Here is a 22,390-nt window from a genome sequence, read left to right as displayed (position 1 = left end):
CCAAGCCTGCTGGGCTCCCGTTTCCGGCAGGCTCCCGCCTCAGGCAGGTTTCCGTTTCAGCCACGCTCCGGCGGCCGGCAGGAACAGAAGGACCAGCCCGGCGGCGGCAAGGAGGAGGCCGGCGCCCCAGGCCATCACCACGTAGCTGCCCTCGGCGCCGCTGGGGACCAGGAAGGCCGATGCCAGGAGCAGGACGGGAACGTGGGCGGCCAGCAGCAGCAGCAGGACCCAGCGTGCCCAGTTCCGGCGGCCCAGCACCGCGCCCAGGAAAGCTGCTTCAAGCGCGGTCACCAGCAGCAGGGCAGCGATGCTGCCCCAAAACACGATCTCCGCCGCGGTACCCACCGATCCGGCGTCGCTGCCCGCCGCCATGTCCCCCACCACGCCACGGAGCCGCTGCAGGTTGGAGTCACGGGCCAGGAAGGATCCCAGCAGGACGGCCAGCCCCGCGGCGAAGCTGAGAACCCAAAGCGTGCGGGCCGTCCGGACAAGCCGGGGCACCGGGGAAGTGACGGGGATGGGAGGCGGCGCGGAGTAGGACAGGCCGGGCCTCGGTGGGGGAGCCGGCAGGCGCCCCTCATCTCCGCCGGGTTGGAACGCCACAGGCCCTATTTCAGTCCGTCGGCATCGTGTTCATCGGTGCCGCGCTGGCCATTGCCGCCGTCCTCCTTGGCTTTAGCCTCCAGCTCATCCCGGAGCTTCTTCAGGCGCTCCGCCTCGGCCTGGTTGCGCCGGCGGGCCTCAAGGTTGCGGAGGAAATCCGGATCATCGTCCGGTGCAGTGGGATGCGGGTAGCTGGGTCGCGGCTGCGCCGTGCCGCGCGGCCTGCCGATCACGAGCCACAGGATGGCGCCCAGGACGGGCAGGACGATCTGCACGATGATCCAGGCAGGTTTCGAAATTCCACGGGTCAAACGGCCCTCAGTGCGAATCACGTCCACCAGGCCATACACGAAGATGACGAGGACTGCGACGGCCAAAGCCACACGGAAGAGCATGCCATTAAGTCTATCGTCAGGACGCGCAGGGGCCGCTGGCGGAGGCGGCTAAACTTGAATAGTGGCCTTTTTGAAATATTCCCTGATCCGGATTGCGATCTTCGTGCCCCTGTTTGCCCTGTTTGCGCTTCTGCAGGTGGGGGTCCTGATGTCCGTGATCTGCGCCGCGCTCATTGCCTTTGCCATTAGTTACCTGTTCTTCCAGAAGCAGCGCGACGCCGCCGCAGCAGCCCTGCAGCACCGCTTCTCCGGGAAGGCCAAGCCGCTGCGTTCCGCCGGCGAGGTCCAGGACGCCAACGCCGAGGACGCGCTGCTTGACGCCAACCCGGACATCACCATCAACAACGCCAAAGGCAGCCACAACAAGGGCTAGAACCCGTGGCTGAGGATCAGTCCCAGTGAGAACAGCACGCTGTAGCCAAGGTTGATCAGGCCGGTCTGCTTCAGGACCGGAATCAGGCTCTTGCGCTTGCGCCCGTTGATCATCAGCCAGGCCGGCATCAGGCAGGCCGGAATGAGCAGCAGCACGATCAGGATCCAGGGCCGGCCCGGTGCCAGGATCACCACCAGCAGGATGGCGACGGCGAGCATCAGGACGTAGCTTTCCCGCGCATGCTTGTCCCCCAGCCGCACGGCCAGGGTTTTCTTCCCGGCCTGCATGTCCGTGGGAATGTCCCGGACGTTGTTGGCCATGAGCAGCGCCGTGGCGATCAGGCCGGTGCCGATGGCGCCAATGACCGCGGACAGGCTGATGTGGCCGGCCTGGGTGTAGGTGGTACCCAGGGTGGCCACCAGGCCGAAGAACACGAAGACGAAGAGATCGCCAAGGCCCATGTAGCCGTAGGGGTTCTTGCCGCCCGTGTAGCCCCAGGCAGCCATGACGCAGCCCAGCCCCACCAGAATCAGCCACCACGCCTGGGTGAGGAACACCAGGACCAAGCCGAACACCATGGCCAGGGCGAACGTTCCGAACGCCGCCCACTTGACGTGTTCCGGCTTCGCGGCGCCGGAGCCCACCAGCCGCAGCGGACCCACCCGGTCATCGTCCGTCCCGCGGATGCCGTCCGAATAGTCGTTGGCAAAGTTCACACCCACCTGGAGCAGGAGAGCCACCAGCGCGGCGAGGATGGCGTTGGGCAGCAGGAACGAGTCCATTTCGTAGGCGGCGGCAGTGCCGATCAGCACCGGCGCGATCGCTGCCGGCAGCGTCCGGAGTCGGGCGCCTTGGATCCATTGGGCGGCTGTGGCCACGGTTAGTACCTCGTGTTGTTTCGGTAAGACGGCAGGATGGAACGTGCGCACCCGCCGCGGTGGTGCAGGTCCAACTCTACTTTCCCCCGTGCAGGGCGCTGAGTTCGGCGGTCATGGCGAGCCGGTCCGGTTTGCCGTTGGGCAGCATCGGCAGGGCCGGTGCGGTGAGGACGGTTTTGGGTGCCAGAACCCCCAGTTGCTGCTGCCACTGTTGCTGGAGCACGACGGCGGTGTCCCCGGCGTCCTGCCGGGCACCTTCCCCGGCAAGGGCCACAAAGGCCGCCACGGCCTGGCCCCATTCCGCGGATGGCACACCGGCCACGAAAGCCGCGGCGACGGCGTCGGACTTTTCCAACTGCTCCTGGACGTGTCCGGCGGAGACCTTGACTCCGCCGGTGATGATGACGTCGTCCGCCCTGCCCAGCACGGTGAGCCGGCCGTCGTCGTCAATAACACCCAGGTCGCTGGTGCGGTACCAGCGCACGCCGTCCTCCTCGAAGAAGGTTCCGGTTTCCTCGTCCGGTGCCTCGATGTAGCCGGCGGCCACCGTGTCCCCGCCGAGCAGGATCCTGCCGTCCTCGGCCACCCGGACCGAGACGCCCTCCAGTGGGTAGCCGTCGTACACGCAGCCGCCGGAGGTTTCGGCCGAACCGTAGGTGGTCACCACCCGGACCCCGGCGTCCCGGGCAGCTGCCAGAAGGGCCGGCGGGGTGGGAGCGCCACCCAGCAGGATGGCGTTGAAGCGGCGGAGTACGGCGAGCGTGTCCGGCGAGGGATCGTCCAGGAGCCGCTGCAGCTGGGTGGGAACCAGGGACGTGAACCTGATCTTGTCCGTCAGTTCCAGCGCGGCGGCGGTGAAGGCCTCCGGGGTGAAGCCGCCGGACATGTCCATGACCCAGGGCCGGGTGCCGGCGAACAGGGACCGCACCAGCACCTGGATGCCGGCAACGAACTGGACGGGCAGCGCCAGCAGCCACTGGCCCTCGCCCTTGAGCCGCAGGGCCGTGGCCATGGAGGAGGCCGCCAGGGATTCCACGGTCAGCACGGTCGCCTTGGGCGTTCCGGTGGAACCTGAGGTGCGGACGACGGCCACGGCGTCGTCGCAGCCCGGCGTTTCCACGTGTCCCACCACGAGGCTGCCGCCGGGGCCGACGGACAGTTCGACGGCGGGGCCCTCGCCATGGAGGGCGGCCGCGAGGGCCTTCAGGGCGGGTTCGATGTTGAGGGGCCCGCCCGGGGCCTGGTCAGGGGAAGTTTCGCTGTTCATGTGCTGTCCTGCCTTAGAAGTAGTGCGGGAAGCGTGACCAGTCGGGGTCGCGTTTTTGCAGGAAGGCCTCCTTGCCCTCCACGGCCTCGTCCGTCATATATGCCAGGCGGGTCGCCTCACCGGCGAACACCTGCTGGCCGGCCAGGCCATCGTCCGCGAGGTTGAAGGCGAACTTCAGCATGCGGATGGCCTGCGGGGACTGGCGGGCGATGTCCGCGGCGTACTCCAGGGCAACTTCCTCCAGCCGCTGGTGGTCCACCGCCTCGTTCACGGCACCCATCCGAACCATGTCCTCGGCGGAATATTCGCGGGCCAGGAAGAAAATCTCCCGGGCGGCCTTCTGCCCCACCTGCCGGGCCAGCAGCGCCGACCCGTAGCCGGCGTCGAAACTTCCCACCGTGGCATCCGTTTGCTTGAACCTGCCGTGCTGCCGGGACGCGATGGTGAGGTCAGCGACGACGTGCAGGGAGTGCCCGCCGCCTGCTGCCCAGCCGTTGACGACGGCGATGACCACCTTGGGCATGGTGCGCATGAGCCGCTGGACTTCCAGGATGTGCAGCCTGCCGGCGCGGGCGGGATCGATGGTTTCCTGCGTCTCGCCGTCGGCATACCGGTAGCCGTCCCGGCCCCGGATCCGCTGGTCGCCGCCGGAGCAGAAGGAGTGGCCGCCGTCCTTGGGGGAGGGGCCGTTGCCGGTCAGCAGCACGGTGGCGACGTCGGGCGTCATCCGGGCGTGGTCCATGGCGCGGTAGAGCTCATCCACGGTGCCCGGCCGGAACGCGTTGCGGACCTCTGGCCGGTTGAATGCGATGCGGACCGTGGGCAGGTCGCCTACCCAGCCGCCGTCGGAATCCCGCTCCACTTGCCGGTGGTAGGTCATGTCCTGGAAGTCCTCGAAGCCGGAGACCACCCGCCAGCGCGTGGGATCGAAGACGTCGGACACCGGGGCGGGGATCTGGTTGCTCACCGTCCAAGTCTAGTAATCGGCGTCAGCTGATGCAGAACTCGTTGCCCTCGGGGTCCGCCATGGTGTGCCAGGAATGCGGGCCCTGGCGCGCGGACCAGAGGAAGGAGGCGCCGCGGGCCTCGAGCTCGCGCCGAACCTCGTCCTTGTCCCGGCCGTCCAGCCTGACGTCCCAGTGCACCCGGTTCTTCACCGTTTTTCCCTCGGGAGCCGTCTGGAACAGCATGCGCTGGGCGGGTGCCTTGGCCTCGATTTCCTCAGGCGGCCGGATGGCGGCGCCGTCCTTCCACACCAGGTTGCCGCGGTGCAGCATGGTCTGGTCCTCCGTGGCGAAGCCCTGGTCGATCATGGACCGGATGAACGCGGCGTCCTGGGGTTCCACTGCCCACTGCAGGGTTTCCGCCCACCAATCAGCGAGTTCGTGAGGGCTGGCGGAATCGATGACTATCTGGATATTCAGTCCCATCCGTCCACGGTAAAGGCGGCCGGGGAGATACGGAAGATGCTGCGAAGAGGGAAAGCCTATGCCTGGATGTTCTGCATCTGCTCAAACAGTTCCGGCGGGATGGCGTAGACCAGGATCACTGCCAGCAGGTTCTTGGCGGCGTGGACGAAGTAGGAGAACATCAGATTCTTCCCGGTCCACATGTAAACGAACACCAGCGTGGCACCCATGGCCAGGTAGGGGAGCAGGGCGGTAAGGGTGACCGCTTCCTGTCCCACGATATGAAGCGCTGCGAACAGCACCACGGACAGGGCGCAGCAGATCCAGATGTTGAGGCGTCGGCTGAGCTTGCCGATCAGCAGGTGGCGGAAGATGTATTCCTCCACAAACGGGCCCACCACCACCAGCAGCGGAACCATGAGCCACGCGGGGACCTGCTGCATGAGTGCCTGCAGTCCCGCCTGGTTTGCGGAGGTCTCCACCTGCCCGTTCGCCGCCACCACAACAGCGGTAAGGATCATCATGGCGATCACGGCTGCCGGCACCATCAGCAGCGTAAACCAGGGCCGGGTGGCCAGCACCCTGAGATCGCGGACCACAACCTTGCGGGCCGCCAGCAGCGCCAGTATTCCCACCGAGGCATAGAACAACAGGTTCATGGCATACGATGCGGCGGCAGGCGACGGGGCAATTTGCCGGAGGAACGGGGCCAGCAGGTCGCCGGCAGCTGCAAAGAACCCGGCGATGGCAACGTAGAGGAACAGGGTGGCCACGTCCAGGCGGGAAAAACGGTACAGCTGCGGTTGCGGAGCGGGCGGTAAGCGGTGGACTGTTGCCATTCCGCCAGCCTATCGCCGCCGGGGGCGTGTAGTGCGCGTCACGTACCACCCCGCACCGTCTTGTAAGATGGTCAGGCCGCGTGAAGCTTCGGCAGTTCGAGGATCCGCGCTCACATTTGCAGGTGCAAAGACCTTAAAGCCGAATTTTGTGAGCTCGATCATACGAAGTCCGGATGCGGCCAACCCCCAACCCACAAGGAACAGTTGTGCCTCAAAGTACCCCCACAGACCTCAAGAACAGCACGGCACCATCCACCGCCGTCGCCGACCCCACCCTCAGCGCCGAGGGCTACAGCAAGACGCTGGGCAGGCGCCACGTAACCATGATCGCCATGGGCGGCGCCATCGGCGTCGGCCTCTTCATGGGAGCCGGCGGCCGCCTCGCCTCCACCGGCCCCGCCCTGATCTTCTCCTACGCCATCGCCGGCGTGATCGCCTACCTGCTCATGCGGGCCCTGGGCGAACTCATCATGTACCGCCAGACCTCCGGCTCGTTCGTCAGCTACTCCGGCGAGATGTTCGGAAAGAAGGGCGCCTACCTCTCCGGCTGGATGTACTTCATCAACTGGGGCATGACCGGTATCGCCGAACTGATCGCGATCGGCCTCTACTTCCAGTTCTTCTTCCCCAACGTCCCGGTGGAAGCCTCAGCCATCGCAGCCCTGGTCCTGCTGGTTGCCGTCAACCTGCTCAGCGTCAAGGCGTTCGGCGAGTTCGAATTCTGGGCCTCCTGCCTCAAGGTGGGCGCCATCCTGATCTTCCTGGCCGTGGGCACCTTCATGGTGGTCACCAACGCCCAGGTGGGCGATGGTCACGCATCGGTGGCCAACCTCTTCGCCGCTGAGGGTGGAATGTTCCCCAAGGGCGCCCTGGTGATGGTCCTGGTCCTGAACGCCGTGATTTTCGCCTACAACGGCATCGAACTGGTGGGCATCACCGCCGGCGAGATGCAGAACCCGGAACGTGAAGTGCCCAAGGCGATCCGCGCCGTCGTACTCCGCATTGTGGTGTTCTACGTCGGTTCGGTGACCCTGCTGGCCATGCTGCTGCCGTCCGACCAGTACAAGGCCGGCACGTCCCCGTTCGTCACCGTGTTTGGCCAGATGGGCCTCGGCTGGGTGGGCGACGTGATGAACATGATCGTTATCACCGCCGCACTGTCCTCCTGCAACTCCGGCCTGTACTCCATCGGCCGCGTGTTCCGCACCATGGCCAACAATGGCCACGCTCCCCAGTGGCTCACCAAGATGTCCAAGCGGCACGTTCCGTACGCGGCCATCCTCGCCATCGCGGCGTTCTACCTGGTGGGCATCATGCTGAACATCTGGCTGGGCGGCTCGCACGCGTTCGACCTCGCCCTGAACACCGCCTCGATCGGCGTGATCTTCTGCTGGGGTTCCATCTTTGCCAGCCAGATCGTGCTGCGCCGGCGCAAGGGTGTCACCTCCGGCCTGGCGATGCCCGGTTCGCCGTGGACCAGCTGGGCCGGTCTGGTGGGGCTGCTGGCCATCACGGTCCTGATCGGCTTTGACACCATGACCAGCAAGACCGGCGAGGTGTTCTACCTGGGCCTGTGGACCCTTGGCACCATTCCGTTCTTTGCGGTGGTCCTGTGGCTGGGCTGGCAGAAAGTCAAGAACAACCAGCCCAAGAGCGAGCTCTTCAGCTAGCTTGGCGTTCCCCCGGGAACAAAGGTCGACGGCGGGACGCCCCCTTTGGTGGGCGGCCCGCCGTCGGCGTTTTCCATCGATTGCTCCGTAGCTGCCGTTTTGGGCGCTCTAAAGGGCAGCTACGGAGCAATCGATGGAGATTGGCCCTTCAGGTACGTGGCGAAGTGGTCCTCGATGCGCCGCCACGCTTCGGGCGAAGAATCCGGGTCCGGGCCCACGCCCATGACCCGCATCAGCGGCCGGAGGAGTGCAGGACCCAGCTCTTCATCGTTCAGGAAGGAATGGCCCGCCGCAGGGAATTCCTTGACGCTGTGCTCGATGCCCAGCTGGTCCAACGCTGTTTCGAGCCGGGCGGCGGCCCCCTTCAGGGACTTGTCGGCACTGCCGTAGTTGGCCACGATGGGACAGGCTCCGCGCAGCGCTTCCTCCAGGTCCTCCTGCTGCTTGCCCGGAAGCCGCCCGTAGTTGACGGAGGCGGCGTCGAACCCGTCCCGTGCCACCAGCAGGGCGAACCCGCCGCCCATGCAGAAGCCGATCACCCCGGTCCTGCCGTTGCCCAGTTCAGAGTCCGCAAGCCATTTTCGCGCCGTGGCGATGTCAATGAAGGGCCGGCCCGTGCGGGCTGCCATGGCACGCATGGTTCCCACCAGGCAGTGCCGCCGGCCGCCGTCGCTGAACAGGTCCAGTGCCAGGGTGAGGTAGCCGGCCCGGGCCAGCCGGTCCGCGTGCCGGCGGGTCTGGTCATCAAGGCCGAACACCTCGTGGATCATGACGACGGCGGGGAAAGGGCCCGGCCCGTCAGGTACGGCCAGGTAGGCGCGCAGTCGGGGGGAGCCGCCCGCGGCGGCGCTTTCGGCGCCCAGGTCAACGATGGTCATCGGCCAAGGTTAACCGCACGCCCCGTGGAAGTCCCGCCTTTGGCGTTCCAGCCCTGAAGGTTGTGGAAAAGGTGGCCTGCGCCGCCGGCCCGGGGCAGACTGGGGCATGTGAGCGAACCATGGGTGCTGCATGTGGACCTGGACCAGTTCATCGCTGCCGTCGAGGTGCTCCGCCGGCCTGAGCTCGCGGGCAGGCCGGTGATCGTGGGCGGCCGTGGTGATCCCGCCGAACGGGCAGTGGTGTCCACTGCCTCCTATGAGGCCAGGGCCTACGGCGTGGGCTCGGGAATGCCGCTGCGCATCGCCGCGCGGAAAGTGCCGGACGCGGTCATCCTGCCCGTGGACCAGGAGGCGTACCTGGAGGCATCTGAGAAGGTCATGGCCGTGCTGCGCTCGCAGGCCGGAGCCACCGTTCAGGTGCTCGGCTGGGACGAGGCATTCGTTGGCATCGAGTCAACGGATCCGGAGGCCTGGGCCCGGCAACTCCAGCAGGCCGTCCTGGCGGAAACGCGGCTCCATTGCAGCATCGGCATCGGCGACACCCTGGTCCGCGCCAAGGTTGCCACCGGGTTCGGCAAGCCTGCCGGCATATTCCGGCTTACGAAAGGCAATTGGCTCGACGTGATGGGTGACCGGCCCACGATTGACCTGTGGGGCGTGGGAACCAAGGTATCGCAGCGCTTGGCCAGCCTGGGCATCAAGAGCGTTGCTGCCCTCGCAGCTGTGGACCCCAATGACCTTGTCCCGGAGTTCGGCCCCAAAATGGGTCCCTGGTACGCCCAGCTTGGGCGGGGTGATGGTGCCCGGGTGGTCGACGATACCCCGTGGGTGGCGCGGGGCCACAGCCGTGAGACCACCTTCCAGCACGACCTGACAGATGCTGCAGAAATTGACGACGCCGTCAGGGAGTTGGCTGCGCGGGTACTGGAGGATGTCGCTGCCGAGGGACGGCCGGTGGTTGGCCTGACGCTGAAAGTGCGGTATGCCCCGTTCAGCACCACCACCTTCGGCCGGAAGATCCCAGCGACGCCGGATCCCGCCGTCGTCCTGGCGACGGCGCTCGATCTGGTGTCGAAAATCGAGCCGGGCCGCCCCGTCCGCCTGCTTGGCCTCAGGGCAGAAATGACCATGCCCGAGGATTCCCGGAAGGGACACACTCCCACCCGCAGCGGCTGGTGAACCCTATCGATTGCTGAGTACTTGCCGTTATGGGGCCTCAAAACGACAAGTACTCAGCACTCGATGATGTCCGGACAGCGAAACGGCGGTGGATCCACTGGATCCACCGCCGTCGGGCTGCTGCAGCACGCCGTTCGCTACGGCTGCACCAGCAAGGAACTAGTCCCGCTTGAACTCGTCCTTGACATTTTCGCCGACCTTCTTGGCATCTGCCTTGACCTGGTCGGCCTGGCCTTCTGCCTTCAGACGGTCGTTATCGGTCACGTTGCCTGCAGCTTCCTTGGCCTTGCCGCCAAGGTCCTCTGCCGCGTTACTGATCTTGTCTCCGAGGCCCATGGTTCCGGCCTCCTTTCGTTTCCGTCGATCAACCGTGCCCTTTCACGATAAGCAAAGCCTGCTTACTATTTCAAGTCCCCGGCTTGCCCGCGCTGTTCCTTGTCGGCGCCCGCCGCTAGGCTCGGGCCATGGATAAAGTGCGCGGCAGGGGTGCGGCCAAAGTGGTTCCGCCCCGGCTTTCCCCCGTGGGGCTGCAGGACCTCGAGGACCATCCGGAACACGAGTTCCGGCGCGGCGGGAGGCATGAGAACGCGCGGTTCAGCCGTCCCGCGGCTGAGGGACTGGACCTGGGAGGTGCTGTCTTCGCCGAATGCGAATTCGATGCCCCGTCCTTTAACGAGACCCAGCTCCGCGGCGCCTCATTCCGCGACTGTATCCTCGCGGAGCTGTATGCGCCGGTGTTCAGGGGCGCCCGCAGCACCTGGCAGGAGGTGGAGTTCCGGAATCCCCGCCTGGGGTCCGCGGAACTGTACGAAAGCGGCTGGCAGTCCGTCCGGATCGACGGCGGGAAGCTGGACTTCCTCAACCTCCGTGGCGCCAAGCTCACGGACGTGCTGATCACGGGCTGCATCATCAATGAACTTGACCTTGGCGCCGCGGTGGCAACCCGCGTGAAACTGGTGGACTGCACGGTGGGAACGGTGGACCTGGCCGGAGCCAAGCTGAAGGACTTCGACCTCAGGGGTACGGAATTCCGCAGGATCAGCGGACTGGGGAGCCTGGCCGGCACGGTGATTGACGACTACCAGCTGGGACTCCTCGCGCCGCTCATGGCCGCGCACCTGGGGGTAACCGTCCTGTAACTGGACGCGCACCCACGGACTCCCGTGTACCATTTACAGAACGAACGGTCGGTAAGTGGGTTATCCCACTGCGCCGGCCGCCGATGACAGTGCTGTTTATCGCGTGAAGGGTGTTTCCATGGCTGCAACCGCAGGTCCGCAGGCTTTCCTTGTAGGCGGGGTCCGAACGCCCGTGGGCAGGTACGGGGGCGCCCTGTCCTCCGTGCGCCCGGATGATCTTGCGGCCCTGGTGGTCCGCGAAGCCGTGGAACGCGCAGGTCTGGATCCCGAAAGCATTGACGAGGTAATTCTCGGCAACGCGAACGGCGCGGGGGAGGAGAACCGGAACGTTGCCCGGATGGCCACCCTGCTGGCCGGGCTGCCGCTGCACATTCCCGGGATCACCGTCAACCGGCTCTGCGCCTCCGGCTTGAGCGCCATCATCCAGGCCAGCCACATGATCAAGGCCGGTGCCGCGGACATTGTCATCGCCGGCGGCGTTGAATCCATGAGCCGCGCACCCTGGGTGCAGGAGAAGCCCACCGCCGCATTTGCCAAGCCGGGCCAGATTTTCGACACCTCGATCGGCTGGCGGTTCACCAACCCGCATTTCCAGCACGGCGGACTGTCCCGCGACGGGAAGATGACCTACTCCATGCCTGAAACGGCCGAGGAAGTGGCCAGGGTGGACGGCATCTCCCGTGAGGACGCTGACGCCTTCGCGGTCCGCTCCCACCAGTTGGCCCTGGACGCCATCCAGGCCGGCCGCTTCAGGGACGAGATTGTTCCCGTGACGGTCAAGTCCCGCAAGTCCGAAACCGTGGTGGACACCGACGAAGGCCCCCGCCCCGGCACCAGCATGGATGTTCTGGCGGGACTCAAGCCCGTGTCGCACGGCGGGTCAGTTGTCACCGCGGGCAACTCATCGTCCCTCAACGACGGCGCCTCGGCGATCATTGTCGCCTCGGAGGCAGCCATCGAGCGGCTGGGCCTCACTCCCCGGGCCCGCATCATCGACGGCGCCTCCGCCGGCTGCGAACCGGAGATCATGGGCATCGGTCCCGTTCCTGCCACCCAGAAAGTGCTCAAGCGAAGCGGCCTGAGCGTAGGTGACCTGTCCGCCGTCGAACTCAACGAGGCCTTTGCCACGCAGTCCCTGGCCTGCATCCGGCGCCTGGGCCTGGAACCGGAGATCGTCAACCGCGACGGCGGAGCGATCGCCCTGGGGCATCCGCTGGGTTCCAGCGGCTCACGGCTTGCCATCACCCTGCTGGGCCGGATGGAACGCGAAGATGCCCGGATCGGCCTGGCCACCATGTGCGTGGGCGTTGGCCAGGGCACCGCGATGCTGCTGGAGAAGATCTGATGGGGGTCGGCGTCCACCTGGCATCGGAAAACTTCGCCGCCCTGCTGGTGGAGGAGCGGGATGACCGCGTGGTGGTGCTGCTCAACCGGCCCGAGGTGAAGAACGCCATCGACCAGCAGATGGTGGATGAGCTGCACACCGTGTGTGCAGCCTTGGAACAGAACCCCAAGGTGCTGATCATCGCCGGCGTGGACGGAGTCTTCGCCTCCGGCGCCGACATCGCCCAGCTGCGCGAACGGCGCCGGGATGACGCCCTGCAGGGAATCAACTCCACCATTTTCGTCCGGATCGCCAAACTGCCCATGCCGGTCATCGCTGCGCTGGACGGCTACTGCCTGGGCGGGGGCGCCGAACTGGCCTATGCCGCCGACTTCCGGATCGGCACCCCCAACGTACGCATCGGCAACCCGGAAACAGGCCTCGGAATCCTGGCTGCTGCCGGTGCCAGCTGGCGGCTCAAGGAACTCGTGGGCGAACCGCTGGCCAAGCAGATTCTGTTGGCTGGACTGGTTCTCGGCGCAGACGAGGCCCGTGCCGCCAACCTCATCACTGAAATCCATGATCCCGCAGATCTTTTGGATGCAGCCCACAGCCTGGCCAGCAGGATCGGACGCCAGGACCCCCTGGCGGTACGGATCACCAAATCCGTGTTCCACGCCCCCGCGGAAGCCCATCCGCTCATCGACCAGCTGGCCCAGGGAATCCTGTTCGAGTCCCAGGCCAAGTTCGACCGCATGCAGGCATTCCTGGACCGCAACGCAGCGAAGAAGGCCAACGCCGCCTCCACCATTCCAGCCGACGGAAAGTAGACCATGAGCAAGCTTGAAGTTCCCGCCAACCTTCCCACTTCTGTCGGCGTGCTGGGCGGCGGCCGCATGGGCGCCGGCATTGCCCACGCCTTCCTGATCAAAGGCGCCGACGTGCTGGTGGTGGAGCGCGACGAACAATCGGCGGAGGCCGCCAGGGAACGGGTGGAGTCCGCGGCCGCGAAGAGCATTGAGCGAGGTGTGACCGATGCAAACCTCGATGAGATGGTGTCCCGGCTGACCGTCGGGGTGGACTATGACGCCTTCAAGGACCGCCAGCTGGTGGTGGAAGCCGTCCCGGAAGACTGGGACCTGAAAGTTTCCGCGCTGCGGGGCATCGAGGAACGGCTGGCCGAAGACGCCTTCATCGCCTCCAACACCTCGTCGCTGTCCGTCAACGGGCTGGCCCGCGAACTGAAGCGGCCGGAGAACTTCCTGGGCCTGCACTTCTTCAACCCCGTGCCCGCCTCCACCCTCATCGAAGTGGTGCTGGGCGAGCGCACATCTCCCGAACTTGCCGCCGCGGCGAAAAAGTGGGTGGAAGCACTCGGTAAGACCGCCGTTGTCGTCAATGATGCTCCGGGTTTCGCGTCATCACGCCTTGGCGTAGCCATTGCACTTGAGGCCATGCGGATGGTGGAGGAAGGCGTGGCGTCCGCGGAAGACATCGATGCCGCCATGGTCCTGGGCTACAAGCACCCCACCGGGCCCCTGAAGACTACGGACATTGTGGGACTGGACGTCCGCCTGGGCATCGCCGAGTACCTGCACTCCACCCTGGGCGAGCGGTTCGCGCCGCCGCAGATCCTCAAGGACAAGGTGGCCCGGGGCGAACTGGGGCGCAAAACGGGCAAGGGCTTTTTCGACTGGCCCAGCTAGGAGCGTTGGCTAGTCGAAGAAACCCACAATGTAGCCGATGAAGTACAGGAGGCACAGCACGACCACGACGCCGATAATGGCAATCCACAGGAACTGCGTGCCCTTCCTGGTGCCATGCTCGTCATGACCCTGCGGGCCCGCGGTTGATGCCTCTCCCGGCGGAGTTTCGCCCGGCGGAACCCCGCCGCCAGGCTCAAGGCCGGTGACCTTGTCGTCCTCGGGATCCGGATTGATTCCTGACAAAATAACTCCCTCGCTCGACGTCGTGGTGCTTCCCCAGCGTAACCCGCCAGGTGAGCGGGCCTAGGCTGGGGAAGTGACTTTCCTTGAACCCCTTACCCTGACCGGCCGCCATGTAATCCTGGAGCCGCTCGCGGAGGAGCATCACGACGGCCTGGTGGACGCCGCCACCGACGGCGAGCTCTGGAAGCTTTGGTACACCTCTGTCCCGGCTCCGGACGCCATGGCGGCGGAGATCCGGCGGCGGCTCTCGCTGCAGGAGCAGGGAACCATGCTCCCGTTCACCACCCGGCTGATCGACGCCGCCACCGGCGGACCGGGCCGGATCATCGGCATGACCACCTACATGAACATCGACGCCGCAACCCCGCGCGTGGAGATCGGCTCCACCTGGAATGCGGCGTCGGCGCAGGGGACCGGCACCAACCCGGATTCCAAGCTGCTGCTGCTCAGGCACGCCTTCGAAGTGATCGGTTGCCCCGCTGTTGAGTTCCGCACGCACTGGCTGAACCACCAGTCACGGGAGGCGATTGCCCGGCTCGGCGCCAAACAGGACGGCGTGCTCCGCAGCCATTCGAGGACCAGCGACGGAAACCTCCGGGACACCGTGGTGTTCTCCATCCTGGACCACGAATGGCCTGCCGTCCGCGCCGGGCTTGAGTACCGGCTGGCCCGGCGCGGCTAAGGCAGCATGCCTAAAGTCGCACGAGTTGGCCGAGCCTCACCGACGCGAGCAATGCAGAGGCATAGGCCCGGTGCCCGGCCTTGTTCGGGTGGAAGCTTCGCGGATCAAGCTGAACTGTGCCAGTTGAATCGACATAAGCGGCGAAGAAGATCCAAGGATCCCCCGAATTGACCTCATGCCCGGCGAACCGGTCGGTCAGGTCAACGTAAACGGCGTTCGTGCCGTAGTTCTCATTCGCGAAGTTGACCGCATCCTTAATCGCCCCGTTGATGGCCAGGGTTCCGAGGTTGATTAGCTCCTGGCTCGTCAGGGGGATGGGGAGGGGAATGATCGGGTCAGTTGTGTCGAAGAGCTGTGGGTATCCCAATACGACGATCGTCGCATGCGGTGCGGCTGTCTGGATCGCCTTGTATGTTTCAGCTAACGCCAGGGTGAGCGCACTCAGGCTCGCCTCTGAGGTCGCCGCAGTGACGGCATTTCTGCAATCTGTTGGGCTCAACGTCGCGCAGATTCCGATTATCTGTGCAAATCCCAAATCGTTCGCGCCTGCTGTGAAACTCACCAGTTCGGCATCCGCCAAAGCGGCCAGCGTCTCGGGGTCACTGAGCTGTGCGGCCACGCTTGTTGGCCCGCCTGTGAGCTCCGCACCGCTGCAAGCGGCGTTCACGAGCAGGTTTACACGACCCGTCTTAGCCACAATGTCCACATAGCCGCCGGAGGTCTGGATGCAGGTTTTAGTTTCGTCATAGGGTCCGGCGCCAATGCCAGCGGTATAGGAATCACCGAGGGCGACGTAGTCCACCTTTGGAGCCGGTGCCGCTTCGGCTGGAATGGCCGCAAGGCCCGACGCCATCACCAGGCTGGCGAGGCCGGCGGCGAAAGCCGGGATTCGGCGTCGTAATAGAGCATTTCCCACTGGGGTCCCCTTTGAACATGAGTCACATTGAGTAGCTTGCGTTGCAAGAGTATTGCCCGGTGGATTGACGCTGTGGGGCCTTTGTACCCTTACCGGCCGCGTTTTTTTGTGACGTGCGGCATTACGGGGCGTGTGGTTAGCTGTCCGGGTGAACAAACTTGGCAGGCCCATGGACTGGGATGGAGCTGTCAACGCCTGGCACGTTTCCGGGGGTATATACCGGATGGGCCGGCGTGAGTGGCTGACTGAAACAGGCTGGAAGCAGGTGTTCGACGACGGCGTCCGCACCGTCGTGGACCTTCGCAACACTGCGGAGGGGCGGCGCCGGGACAACGATCCCGTGGTGCCGGCCGCTGCCTGGGCAGGAATCGACGTGGTGCAGGCACCCACGGAGGAGCCCGGTGATCCACGCTTCACCGCGGTCACCGGCGCCTACCTGAATGATCCCGCCCATTATGCCGAAAATGCCCGTCTTTTCCCGGAAAAGCTGGTGGGCGTCTTCCGGAGCATCGCCCTGGCGGCTCCGAAGGGGAAGGTCCTGCTGCACTGTGCCGCCGGCCGCGACCGCAGTGGACTCGTCGCCGCCCTGATCCAGGACCTGGCGGGAGACTCCGACGATGCCATCGCCGACGGCTACCGGCGGGCAGCCCGCGGCATCAATGAGCGGTACCGCACCCACGGGCCGCCCCACAGCCGCGAGCGGTACCTGACTGAGCCGGAACTGGCGCCCCTGCTGGAGCAGAGCGGGCTCGCGGTGGTCGCGTTTGTCCGCGGTCTGGACACCCGGAACTACCTGCTCGCGAATGGACTCAGCCCTTCGGAACTGGACGCTGTCCTGGTGCTGTCCGGAGCTGCCTACGCAAAGGAACCACGATGAGAACCGCCACGGCATTCAGGCAAGGAAAGCGCAGCCTCGCAGTGGGGGCGGCTACAGGAATTTTGGCCGCCTCGGCCTTGGGGGCCGCGCCTGGGTGGGCCTTCACTGACCCGACAGAGAGCTCCCCAACCCAACCCTCAGCCACATCTTCGCCAGGTCGCACGAGCACCGCCCCTGCGGACAGTGCCGCAAGCCCGTCCGGGAACAGCAGCCTTCCCCAGGCATCCCTTGACGCCGCCATACTGCGGGACCTGGGCCTCACGCCGGAACAGTTCACCGCGGCCGGGGAGCTGGGCAGCCAGGCAGCGGCTGCGGCGGAACAACTGCGCACCATCCCCGGCTATACCGGCATCAGGTTCCAGGACACCAGGATCATCGTGACCGGCAGCGGACCCGAGCTGGAGTCGGCGGTCGGGAAGTTGGCAGCAAGTGTCCCCGGCATCTCGCTTGAAGAGCCGGCCGGTCCCGCTCCGAATCCCACCTCGCCGGCAACGGAACCTGCCGGCACGCCAGCCAGCCCGCCGCCGTCGTCCGCTTCCCAGCAGACGCCCTCCGCCAAGCCCGCCGCGCCCGCACCCGGCTCGCAGGTGGCGGCCAGCACAGAGCAGCTCTTCCACGCCTACGTGCGCGAGGTGGGTACGGCGGGGCTGCAGGCGGTGGTCACCTCCGGCGGCAGGTTCGTGATCCGGACAGGCGGCGTCGCATCCGCCCAATCAACCCAGGAGGGAACTCCCGGAACGGCCTCCAGCCTGCCCGGCACCCCGTCCACGGACGCCGCGCCGGGCAGGATCTCGCCAGCGGAATTCGTCTCCAAGTACACCAACGTGGTGCTCGACGGCGCCGCCCCCCTCAAGCCGGAGGCGGACGTTCCCGGCGGGGTCGGGTACAGGTCCGACACCGGGTTTACCTGTTCGACGGGCTTCTCTGCCTTTGATCCGGCCGGACTGCCCGCTGTCCTGACCGCCGGACACTGCGCAGAAGACGGTACTGCCAAGACAGCTGACCTGCTGCTCGCGGGAGCGCCGGCGGGCCGCCTGGGCAGCTTCGCGTTCAGCCAGTTTGGCGGTCCCGGAAACTCCCCGGTCCTCGACCCGAACACCCCCACCGGGCCCGACTACACAGCGATCACCGATCCGGGCAATGTGGGAACTGACATCGCCGTTCTTGGAACCATCCAGCAGGGCCTGGATCCGCTGCCGGCCACCAGTACCTACGGCGACCCGTCGCAGCCAGGCCCGGACGTCAAGATCATCGGAACCGAGTCCCCGGTGCCCGGCATGCCCGTCTGCCGTTCCGGATGGAGGACGGGGTGGTCCTGCGGCCACATCAGTGCGGTGGGAATCTTCCTGGTTGGCGGCCCCAACTATCCCACGGACCCTAACGACATCCGCGCGTTCAACGGATTCCTCTCTTATGATGTGCAGTCGGCAGGCGGCGACTCCGGCGGCCCCTGGATCACCGGAAACTTCGCCGTGGGTACCCATTCCGCCGGTGACTCGGACGGAGTCCACAACATTGCCGTGGCAGCCACCCTGGAGGAGTCGCTGAAAGTGCTGCCGGGCTACGAACTGGAACTCTTCCTCAACAAGCCTGCCGTCACGGCTCCGGGGCCCGGGGGGACCTACCAGCCAGGGCAAACCATCAGCGGCCAGGTTCCTGCGGCACCGGCCTCAGCCGTTGCTGCCGGTTCCAGTGTCCGGATCACGGTCCAGGGGAAGGACTCGTTCGATGTGCCCGTGGATGCAGCCGGAAACTGGAGCTTCACCGCTCCGCAGGATACGGACACGCTCCACTTTACGGCTGAGACGGTCAATGGGTTCAGCAGATCGGGTGCCGGCAACTTTGAGTTTGCCCCGGCCGCAGCCCAGCCACCTGCTCCGCCGGCCCCCACCGGGCCGCCGGCTACTCCGACGCCATCAGCCCCGGCCCCAACCACTCCGGCCCCAACCACCCCGGCCCCCACGGACACGCCACCTTCGCCGCCTGCCGAAACTCCCGTCGTCGTGACCCCGCCGTCAAGTACCCCGGCCAGCACCCCGGCCCCCACCATGCCGCCGACTGTCACGCCCCCGGCGGATCTGGCCAATACAGGGGGAAACAGCAATGATTCCGCTGGTGCCGGCGACCTGGCCTACACCGGATCGTCGGGGTTGGTCACCGCCGCGATCGCCGCAGCCGCAGCGCTCGCCGTCGGGGTCCTCCTGATGGTCCTGGTGCGCCGCCGGAACCGGCAGTCTGCCAGGTAGCCACCGGGGGCGGGGCGGCCATCTCGCAGCCCCGCCCCGGGTGGCGCTCATTCGTGGCCCGCAGGCAGGACGCCCGTCAGTGGTCGTCGTCGCACCTGTCCTTGCCGTCAACCACCTGGACGGCGACGTCCAGGGTGCCGTCGGCCAGGCTGCCCCACGCGTAGACGATGGTGTTCTTCCCGCCTTCGACCGTGATGTCCGCAGGCCCAATGACGGGGTCGGTGGTCCCTGCTGCCGCGACGGACGCTGAGATGGTCCCGGCCCTAAGCTTCAGGATTGCCTCGTCCGGGTTGCTGAGTCCCTCAATCACGGCCGACCCGCCGGCCAGGACGTCGACGGCGGGAGCAGCGGCTACGTGCCGGACGGTCAGCTTGCCCTTCTTCTCATTCCGGGGCGCCTTGGTGTCGTTGGTGAAGAGCGACGCGGTGGGGGTGCCATCGGCGTCAAGATGCGCCACTGCGGTGTAGTTGCCGCCCTCGTCGAGTTCAACGTGCACCGGCCCGATCACCGGGTCCTCCGCGCTTGTGGCATCCGCCCCCGTGATGGCGATCTGGTAGTCCCCGGCCGCCAGTTCCAGCGGCCCGGCCAAAGTGCCGGGCGTGAAGTTGTCCAGGGTGAGATCGCCGTTCACCCACACATCCACGGTGAGGCCGGGCACGCCATGCAGGACGGACAGAAGGGCGGGTTCGTCATCATGATGCCGGCTGTCCGCCTGCGCGGGGGCAGCGAAGGCCAGTGATGCGGCAAGTGAAAGTGCTCCAGCGGCGACGGTTATTTTGCGCATTTCGAACTCCTTGAAGGATGCCCGGGGACGGGCTGTTTCATGCTTACGCGCTTACTACCGCCGGAACATCACGTTTGGATGCAGTACCCGGATTTTTGGTGTCAGTTTTTTCGCTTCATCAGCAGGTTGGTGATGCGCAGGGTGCAGAGCCGCTGGCCCGCCTCGTTGGTGATCAGCACCTCGTGTGTGGCCAGGGTGCCGCCCAGGTGGATGGGGGTGGCCGTGATGGTGATCTGGCCCTCCCGGGCGGAGCGGTGGTGGGTGGCGGAAACGTCCACGCCCACCGCCGTCTTGCCCATGGTGCTGGCGTGGATGACGGCGGCCCAGGACCCGACGGCCTCGCCCACGGCAAGGGAGGCGCCGCCGTGCAGCAGTCCGAACGACTGCCGGTTGCCCTCCACCGGCATGGTGGCCACCACGCGCTCCACGGATTCCTCCAGGATCTTCACGCCCATTTTTTCGTCCAGTTCGCCCAGCGTGATCTTCCACAGCTCGTGCGCGGAAGGCTGGTGTTCCGCAGCTTCCATGGGGGATGGGGTGCTCATACGTTCTCCTTTGGGTGGCCGAATTAGTCCCGGCCTTCTAGTCTGCGGCACGGCACTTCATGTATGGTGAATATATTACCGAACGGACGGTCAGTAATGACCTGTCGTGTTTGCCTGCCCCCTTGTTGGAAGGACCGTCAACGATGACCACCACAGCCACAGCTCCCCAGGCCACGGTCGACACCGTGGAGACAGTGCCCAGCTTCATCATGGATGCATGGTGGACGCCCGACGCCGGCTCGTCGGCTTCGGCAGTCCCCGTCCGTGATGCGAGCACCGGGGAAGTCCTGGCGAAGGTGAGCACGGAGGGGCTGGACCTGGCCGCCGTCGTGGACTACGGACGCACCACCGGCCAGGCTGAGCTGGGCAAGCTGACCTTCCACCAGCGGGCCCTCAAGCTCAAGGAACTGGCGCAGTACCTGAACGCCCGGCGCGAGCACTTCTACACCTTCTCGGCCCAGACCGGCGCCACCAAGGTGGATTCCATGATCGACATCGACGGCGGGATCGGCGTCCTCTTCACCTTCGGCTCCAAGGGCCGGCGGGAACTCCCCAACTCCCAGGTGGTGGTGGACGGGCCCATGGAGGTGCTGTCCAAGGACGGCTCGTTCGCCGGCGAACACATCTATACCCGCATCCCCGGCGTTGCCGTCCAGATCAATGCGTTCAACTTTCCGGTCTGGGGCATGCTGGAGAAATTCGCCCCGGCCTTCATCGCCGGCGTGCCCACCATCGTCAAGCCCGCCACCCCCACCGGCTACGTGGCTGCCGCCGTGGTCAAGGCCATTGTCGAATCAAACATCCTGCCCAAGGGCTCGCTGCAGCTGGTCTCCGGTTCGGTCCGCGGGCTGCTGGACGTCCTGGACTACCGGGACCTGGTGGCGTTCACCGGATCAGCCTCCACCGCGCTGTCCCTGAAGTCCCACCCGAACGTGGTCCAGGGCGGTGTCCGCTTTACCTCCGAAACCGACTCCCTCAACGCCGCGATCCTTGGCCCGGACGCCGTGGAGGGCACCCCTGAATTCGACGCCTTCGTCAAGTCCGTGGTCACCGAAATGACGGCCAAGGCAGGACAGAAGTGCACGGCCATCCGCCGCGCCATCGTGCCCCAGGAGCTGGTTGGCCCCGTCTCGGCGGCCATCGGCAGACGCATCACCGAACGCATCGTCCTCGGGGACCCCCGCGCCGACGGCGTCACCATGGGTGCACTCGCCTCAGTGGAACAGCTCAACGACGTGCGCGCGGCCGTGCAGTCCATGCTCGACGCCGGCGGCGAGCTTGCGTACGGAACCCTCGATTCGCCGTCGGTCACCTCCGCCGACGGGACCACCGGGGTGGTGGAAGGCGGGGCGTTCATGGCACCGGTCCTGTTGAACTGGCAGGACCCCGAGGCGGAGGAAGTCCACTCGCTGGAGGCTTTCGGGCCCGTTTCGTCCGTGATCGGCTACAAGGACATCGCCGATGCCGTCCGCCTCGCCGCCCGCGGCAGCGGCTCCCTGGTGGCCTCCGTGTGCACCAACGATCCGGACGTGGCCCGGGAACTGGTTACCGGCATCGCCGCCCACCACGGCCGCGTCCTGATGCTCAACCGCGAGGATGCCCGCAGCTCCACCGGCCACGGTTCACCGGTGCCGCATCTGGTCCACGGCGGTCCGGGCCGCGCGGGCGGCGGCGAGGAACTGGGCGGCATCCGGTCGGTGATGCACCACATGCAGCGCACCGCCATCCAGGGTTCCCCCAACATGCTCACGGCCGTCACCGGCGTGTGGCACACCGGCGCTGACCGGAACTTCACGGTGGAGACCGAAGGGACGCACCCGTTCCGGAAGCCGCTGGCAACGCTGCGGATTGGCGACGCCGTCCGGTCCGACCTGCGCCAGGTCACCCTGGAGGACATCACGGCTTTCGCCAACTCCACCGGTGACACGTTCTACGCCCACACCAACCAGGAGGCCGCCGAAGCCAACCCGTTCTTCCCGGGCATCGTGGCCCACGGCTACCTCCTGCTCGCCTGGGGCGCCGGACTGTTCGTGGAGCCGGCGCCGGGCCCCGTCCTGGCCAACTATGGGCTGGAGAATCTGCGCTTCATCACGCCCGTCGCCGCAGGGGACTCCATCCGCGTGACCCTGACAGCCAAGAAGATCACGCCGCGCGAAACCGACGAATACGGCGAGGTTGCCTGGGACGCCGTGCTCACCAACCAGAACGACGAGATCGTGGCCACCTACGACGTCCTCACCCTCGTGGAGAAGTAGCCTCCCAACGCCCACTCAGGTCTGGCACTTTTTTGATCAACGCCCGCTCACTTTCCTCTCGAAAGTGAGCGGGCGTTTGCGCTTTGGGTGTCAAAGGTGAGCGGGCCGCAGATTGTCAAGCTGTGTGGAGTCATTGGGTCGGCTGTTTGGCTGTTTTCGCTGCGGGGAGGTTGATTCCGGTG

At 66.2% G+C, this 22,390-nt stretch carries 24 protein-coding genes; 11 read left to right on the top strand and 13 right to left on the bottom strand.

Annotated elements, in window-relative coordinates:
• Positions 1-39 precede the first annotated feature (39 nt).
• Both ACR65K_RS18490 and ACR65K_RS18485 read right to left on the bottom strand, forming a co-directional pair.
• On the bottom strand, positions 40-603 hold the full coding sequence (locus tag ACR65K_RS18490) for a hypothetical protein (protein WP_440154454.1): 564 nt from the start codon (positions 601-603) through the stop codon (positions 40-42).
• A 5-nt stretch (positions 604-608) separates the two neighbouring features.
• Positions 609-998: a PLD nuclease N-terminal domain-containing protein gene (locus ACR65K_RS18485; protein ID WP_142028943.1), complete on the bottom strand. Its 390-nt coding sequence runs from the start codon at positions 996-998 to the stop codon at positions 609-611.
• 61 nt (positions 999-1,059) lie between these two features.
• Here ACR65K_RS18485 and ACR65K_RS18480 point away from each other — a divergent pair, with 61 nt between their 5' ends.
• Positions 1,060-1,371, top strand: coding sequence for a DUF4229 domain-containing protein (locus ACR65K_RS18480; RefSeq protein ID WP_440154453.1), 312 nt, complete (start codon positions 1,060-1,062; stop codon positions 1,369-1,371).
• Here ACR65K_RS18480 and ACR65K_RS18475 read toward each other — a convergent pair.
• From ACR65K_RS18475 to ACR65K_RS18455, 5 genes are all read right to left on the bottom strand, one after another.
• Entirely contained in the window at positions 1,368-2,249 is an 882-nt protein-coding gene (locus ACR65K_RS18475; protein ID WP_142028941.1) for a 1,4-dihydroxy-2-naphthoate polyprenyltransferase, read from the bottom strand. The two genes, ACR65K_RS18480 and ACR65K_RS18475, sit on opposite strands and share 4 nt — an antisense overlap.
• 76 nt (positions 2,250-2,325) lie before the next feature.
• Positions 2,326-3,516: an AMP-binding protein gene (locus ACR65K_RS18470; protein WP_440154452.1), complete on the bottom strand. Its 1,191-nt coding sequence runs from the start codon at positions 3,514-3,516 to the stop codon at positions 2,326-2,328.
• Positions 3,517-3,529: 13 nt separating this feature from the next.
• Positions 3,530-4,483, bottom strand: coding sequence for a 1,4-dihydroxy-2-naphthoyl-CoA synthase (locus ACR65K_RS18465; protein WP_440154451.1), 954 nt, complete (start codon positions 4,481-4,483; stop codon positions 3,530-3,532).
• Between the two features lie 22 nt (positions 4,484-4,505).
• A complete protein-coding gene (locus tag ACR65K_RS18460) occupies positions 4,506-4,946 on the bottom strand; it encodes a VOC family protein (RefSeq protein ID WP_056328799.1) in 441 nt (146 codons plus the stop codon).
• A gap of 56 nt (positions 4,947-5,002) precedes the next feature.
• The gene (locus tag ACR65K_RS18455) at positions 5,003-5,764 is read right to left on the bottom strand and encodes a CPBP family intramembrane glutamic endopeptidase (RefSeq protein ID WP_440154450.1); all 762 of its coding nucleotides are present in this window, start codon (positions 5,762-5,764) and stop codon (positions 5,003-5,005) included.
• Positions 5,765-5,970: 206 nt separating this feature from the next.
• Here ACR65K_RS18455 and ACR65K_RS18450 point away from each other — a divergent pair, with 206 nt between their 5' ends.
• A complete protein-coding gene (locus ACR65K_RS18450; protein ID WP_440154449.1) occupies positions 5,971-7,434 on the top strand; it encodes an amino acid permease in 1,464 nt (487 codons plus the stop codon).
• 119 nt (positions 7,435-7,553) lie between these two features.
• Here the strand turns inward: ACR65K_RS18450 and ACR65K_RS18445 are convergent, their stop codons facing one another.
• Positions 7,554-8,312: a dienelactone hydrolase family protein gene (locus tag ACR65K_RS18445; RefSeq protein WP_440154448.1), complete on the bottom strand. Its 759-nt coding sequence runs from the start codon at positions 8,310-8,312 to the stop codon at positions 7,554-7,556.
• A 108-nt stretch (positions 8,313-8,420) separates the two neighbouring features.
• On the opposite strand from ACR65K_RS18445, the gene ACR65K_RS18440 reads away from it, so the two are divergent.
• Positions 8,421-9,491 carry a DNA polymerase IV gene (locus tag ACR65K_RS18440; protein ID WP_440154447.1) on the top strand — a complete coding sequence of 357 codons (1,071 nt, stop codon included), beginning with the start codon at positions 8,421-8,423 and terminating at the stop codon, positions 9,489-9,491.
• A gap of 159 nt (positions 9,492-9,650) precedes the next feature.
• Here ACR65K_RS18440 and ACR65K_RS18435 read toward each other — a convergent pair whose 3' ends face one another.
• A complete protein-coding gene (locus tag ACR65K_RS18435; protein ID WP_056328815.1) occupies positions 9,651-9,827 on the bottom strand; it encodes a CsbD family protein in 177 nt (58 codons plus the stop codon).
• Positions 9,828-9,955: 128 nt separating this feature from the next.
• Between ACR65K_RS18435 and ACR65K_RS18430 the strand changes: the two genes are divergently transcribed.
• The 4 genes from ACR65K_RS18430 (at position 9,956) to ACR65K_RS18415 (ending at position 13,660) form a co-directional block, all read left to right on the top strand.
• A complete protein-coding gene (locus ACR65K_RS18430; RefSeq protein ID WP_440154446.1) occupies positions 9,956-10,630 on the top strand; it encodes a pentapeptide repeat-containing protein in 675 nt (224 codons plus the stop codon).
• 118 nt (positions 10,631-10,748) lie between these two features.
• Positions 10,749-11,975: a thiolase family protein gene (locus ACR65K_RS18425; protein ID WP_440154445.1), complete on the top strand. Its 1,227-nt coding sequence runs from the start codon at positions 10,749-10,751 to the stop codon at positions 11,973-11,975.
• On the top strand, positions 11,975-12,784 hold the full coding sequence (locus ACR65K_RS18420; protein WP_440154444.1) for an enoyl-CoA hydratase/isomerase family protein: 810 nt from the start codon (positions 11,975-11,977) through the stop codon (positions 12,782-12,784). Before ACR65K_RS18425 ends, ACR65K_RS18420 begins: the two co-directional genes overlap by 1 nt.
• 3 nt (positions 12,785-12,787) lie before the next feature.
• On the top strand, positions 12,788-13,660 hold the full coding sequence (locus tag ACR65K_RS18415) for a 3-hydroxyacyl-CoA dehydrogenase family protein (RefSeq protein ID WP_440154443.1): 873 nt from the start codon (positions 12,788-12,790) through the stop codon (positions 13,658-13,660).
• A gap of 9 nt (positions 13,661-13,669) precedes the next feature.
• Here the strand turns inward: ACR65K_RS18415 and ACR65K_RS18410 are convergent, their stop codons facing one another.
• Positions 13,670-13,903 carry a DUF6480 family protein gene (locus ACR65K_RS18410; RefSeq protein WP_440154442.1) on the bottom strand — a complete coding sequence of 78 codons (234 nt, stop codon included), beginning with the start codon at positions 13,901-13,903 and terminating at the stop codon, positions 13,670-13,672.
• 73 nt (positions 13,904-13,976) lie between these two features.
• On the opposite strand from ACR65K_RS18410, the gene ACR65K_RS18405 reads away from it, so the two are divergent.
• Positions 13,977-14,585: a GNAT family N-acetyltransferase gene (locus tag ACR65K_RS18405; RefSeq protein WP_440154441.1), complete on the top strand. Its 609-nt coding sequence runs from the start codon at positions 13,977-13,979 to the stop codon at positions 14,583-14,585.
• A gap of 10 nt (positions 14,586-14,595) precedes the next feature.
• On the opposite strand, the gene ACR65K_RS18400 is transcribed toward ACR65K_RS18405, so the two are convergent.
• Complete coding sequence (locus tag ACR65K_RS18400; protein ID WP_440154440.1) at positions 14,596-15,501, bottom strand: SGNH/GDSL hydrolase family protein; 906 nt, start codon at positions 15,499-15,501, stop codon at positions 14,596-14,598.
• Between the two features lie 169 nt (positions 15,502-15,670).
• On the opposite strand from ACR65K_RS18400, the gene ACR65K_RS18395 reads away from it, so the two are divergent.
• A complete protein-coding gene (locus ACR65K_RS18395; RefSeq protein WP_440154439.1) occupies positions 15,671-16,378 on the top strand; it encodes a tyrosine-protein phosphatase in 708 nt (235 codons plus the stop codon).
• Positions 16,375-18,624, top strand: coding sequence for a S1 family peptidase (locus ACR65K_RS18390; protein ID WP_440154438.1), 2,250 nt, complete (start codon positions 16,375-16,377; stop codon positions 18,622-18,624). Before ACR65K_RS18395 ends, ACR65K_RS18390 begins: the two co-directional genes overlap by 4 nt.
• 76 nt (positions 18,625-18,700) lie before the next feature.
• Here ACR65K_RS18390 and ACR65K_RS18385 read toward each other — a convergent pair whose 3' ends face one another.
• Together ACR65K_RS18385 and ACR65K_RS18380 are read right to left on the bottom strand one after the other, a co-directional pair.
• Complete coding sequence (locus ACR65K_RS18385; RefSeq protein WP_056328841.1) at positions 18,701-19,408, bottom strand: DUF4397 domain-containing protein; 708 nt, start codon at positions 19,406-19,408, stop codon at positions 18,701-18,703.
• A 101-nt stretch (positions 19,409-19,509) separates the two neighbouring features.
• Positions 19,510-19,953 (bottom strand): PaaI family thioesterase, encoded by a 444-nt coding sequence (locus ACR65K_RS18380; protein ID WP_440154437.1) that lies wholly within the window; start codon positions 19,951-19,953, stop codon positions 19,510-19,512.
• Between the two features lie 143 nt (positions 19,954-20,096).
• Between ACR65K_RS18380 and paaZ the strand changes: the two genes are divergently transcribed.
• Positions 20,097-22,208: a phenylacetic acid degradation bifunctional protein PaaZ gene (paaZ, locus tag ACR65K_RS18375; protein ID WP_440154436.1), complete on the top strand. Its 2,112-nt coding sequence runs from the start codon at positions 20,097-20,099 to the stop codon at positions 22,206-22,208.
• The last annotated feature ends 182 nt before the right edge of the window (positions 22,209-22,390 follow it).

This window comes from Arthrobacter sp. SAFR-179 (assembly GCF_059414945.1).
This window is presented reverse-complemented; position numbering and strand designations above follow the sequence as displayed.

Bases quoted from the DNA above. Each gene is read 5' to 3' on its own strand.
- ACR65K_RS18435 (WP_056328815.1), bottom strand. From the start codon at position 9,827: ATGGGCCTCGGAGACAAGATCAGTAACGCGGCAGAGGACCTTGGCGGC.
- ACR65K_RS18415 (WP_440154443.1), top strand. From the start codon at position 12,788: ATGAGCAAGCTTGAAGTTCCCGCCAACCTTCCCACTTCTGTCGGCGTG.
- ACR65K_RS18470 (WP_440154452.1), bottom strand. From the start codon at position 3,516: ATGAACAGCGAAACTTCCCCTGACCAGGCCCCGGGCGGGCCCCTCAAC.
- ACR65K_RS18395 (WP_440154439.1), top strand. From the start codon at position 15,671: ATGGACTGGGATGGAGCTGTCAACGCCTGGCACGTTTCCGGGGGTATA.
- ACR65K_RS18385 (WP_056328841.1), bottom strand. From the start codon at position 19,408: ATGCGCAAAATAACCGTCGCCGCTGGAGCACTTTCACTTGCCGCATCA.
- ACR65K_RS18425 (WP_440154445.1), top strand. From the start codon at position 10,749: ATGGCTGCAACCGCAGGTCCGCAGGCTTTCCTTGTAGGCGGGGTCCGA.
- ACR65K_RS18460 (WP_056328799.1), bottom strand. From the start codon at position 4,946: ATGGGACTGAATATCCAGATAGTCATCGATTCCGCCAGCCCTCACGAA.
- ACR65K_RS18430 (WP_440154446.1), top strand. From the start codon at position 9,956: ATGGATAAAGTGCGCGGCAGGGGTGCGGCCAAAGTGGTTCCGCCCCGG.
- ACR65K_RS18390 (WP_440154438.1), top strand. From the start codon at position 16,375: ATGAGAACCGCCACGGCATTCAGGCAAGGAAAGCGCAGCCTCGCAGTG.
- ACR65K_RS18485 (WP_142028943.1), bottom strand. From the start codon at position 998: ATGCTCTTCCGTGTGGCTTTGGCCGTCGCAGTCCTCGTCATCTTCGTG.
- ACR65K_RS18380 (WP_440154437.1), bottom strand. From the start codon at position 19,953: ATGAGCACCCCATCCCCCATGGAAGCTGCGGAACACCAGCCTTCCGCG.
- ACR65K_RS18455 (WP_440154450.1), bottom strand. From the start codon at position 5,764: ATGGCAACAGTCCACCGCTTACCGCCCGCTCCGCAACCGCAGCTGTAC.
- ACR65K_RS18445 (WP_440154448.1), bottom strand. From the start codon at position 8,312: ATGACCATCGTTGACCTGGGCGCCGAAAGCGCCGCCGCGGGCGGCTCC.
- paaZ (WP_440154436.1), top strand. From the start codon at position 20,097: ATGACCACCACAGCCACAGCTCCCCAGGCCACGGTCGACACCGTGGAG.
- ACR65K_RS18420 (WP_440154444.1), top strand. From the start codon at position 11,975: ATGGGGGTCGGCGTCCACCTGGCATCGGAAAACTTCGCCGCCCTGCTG.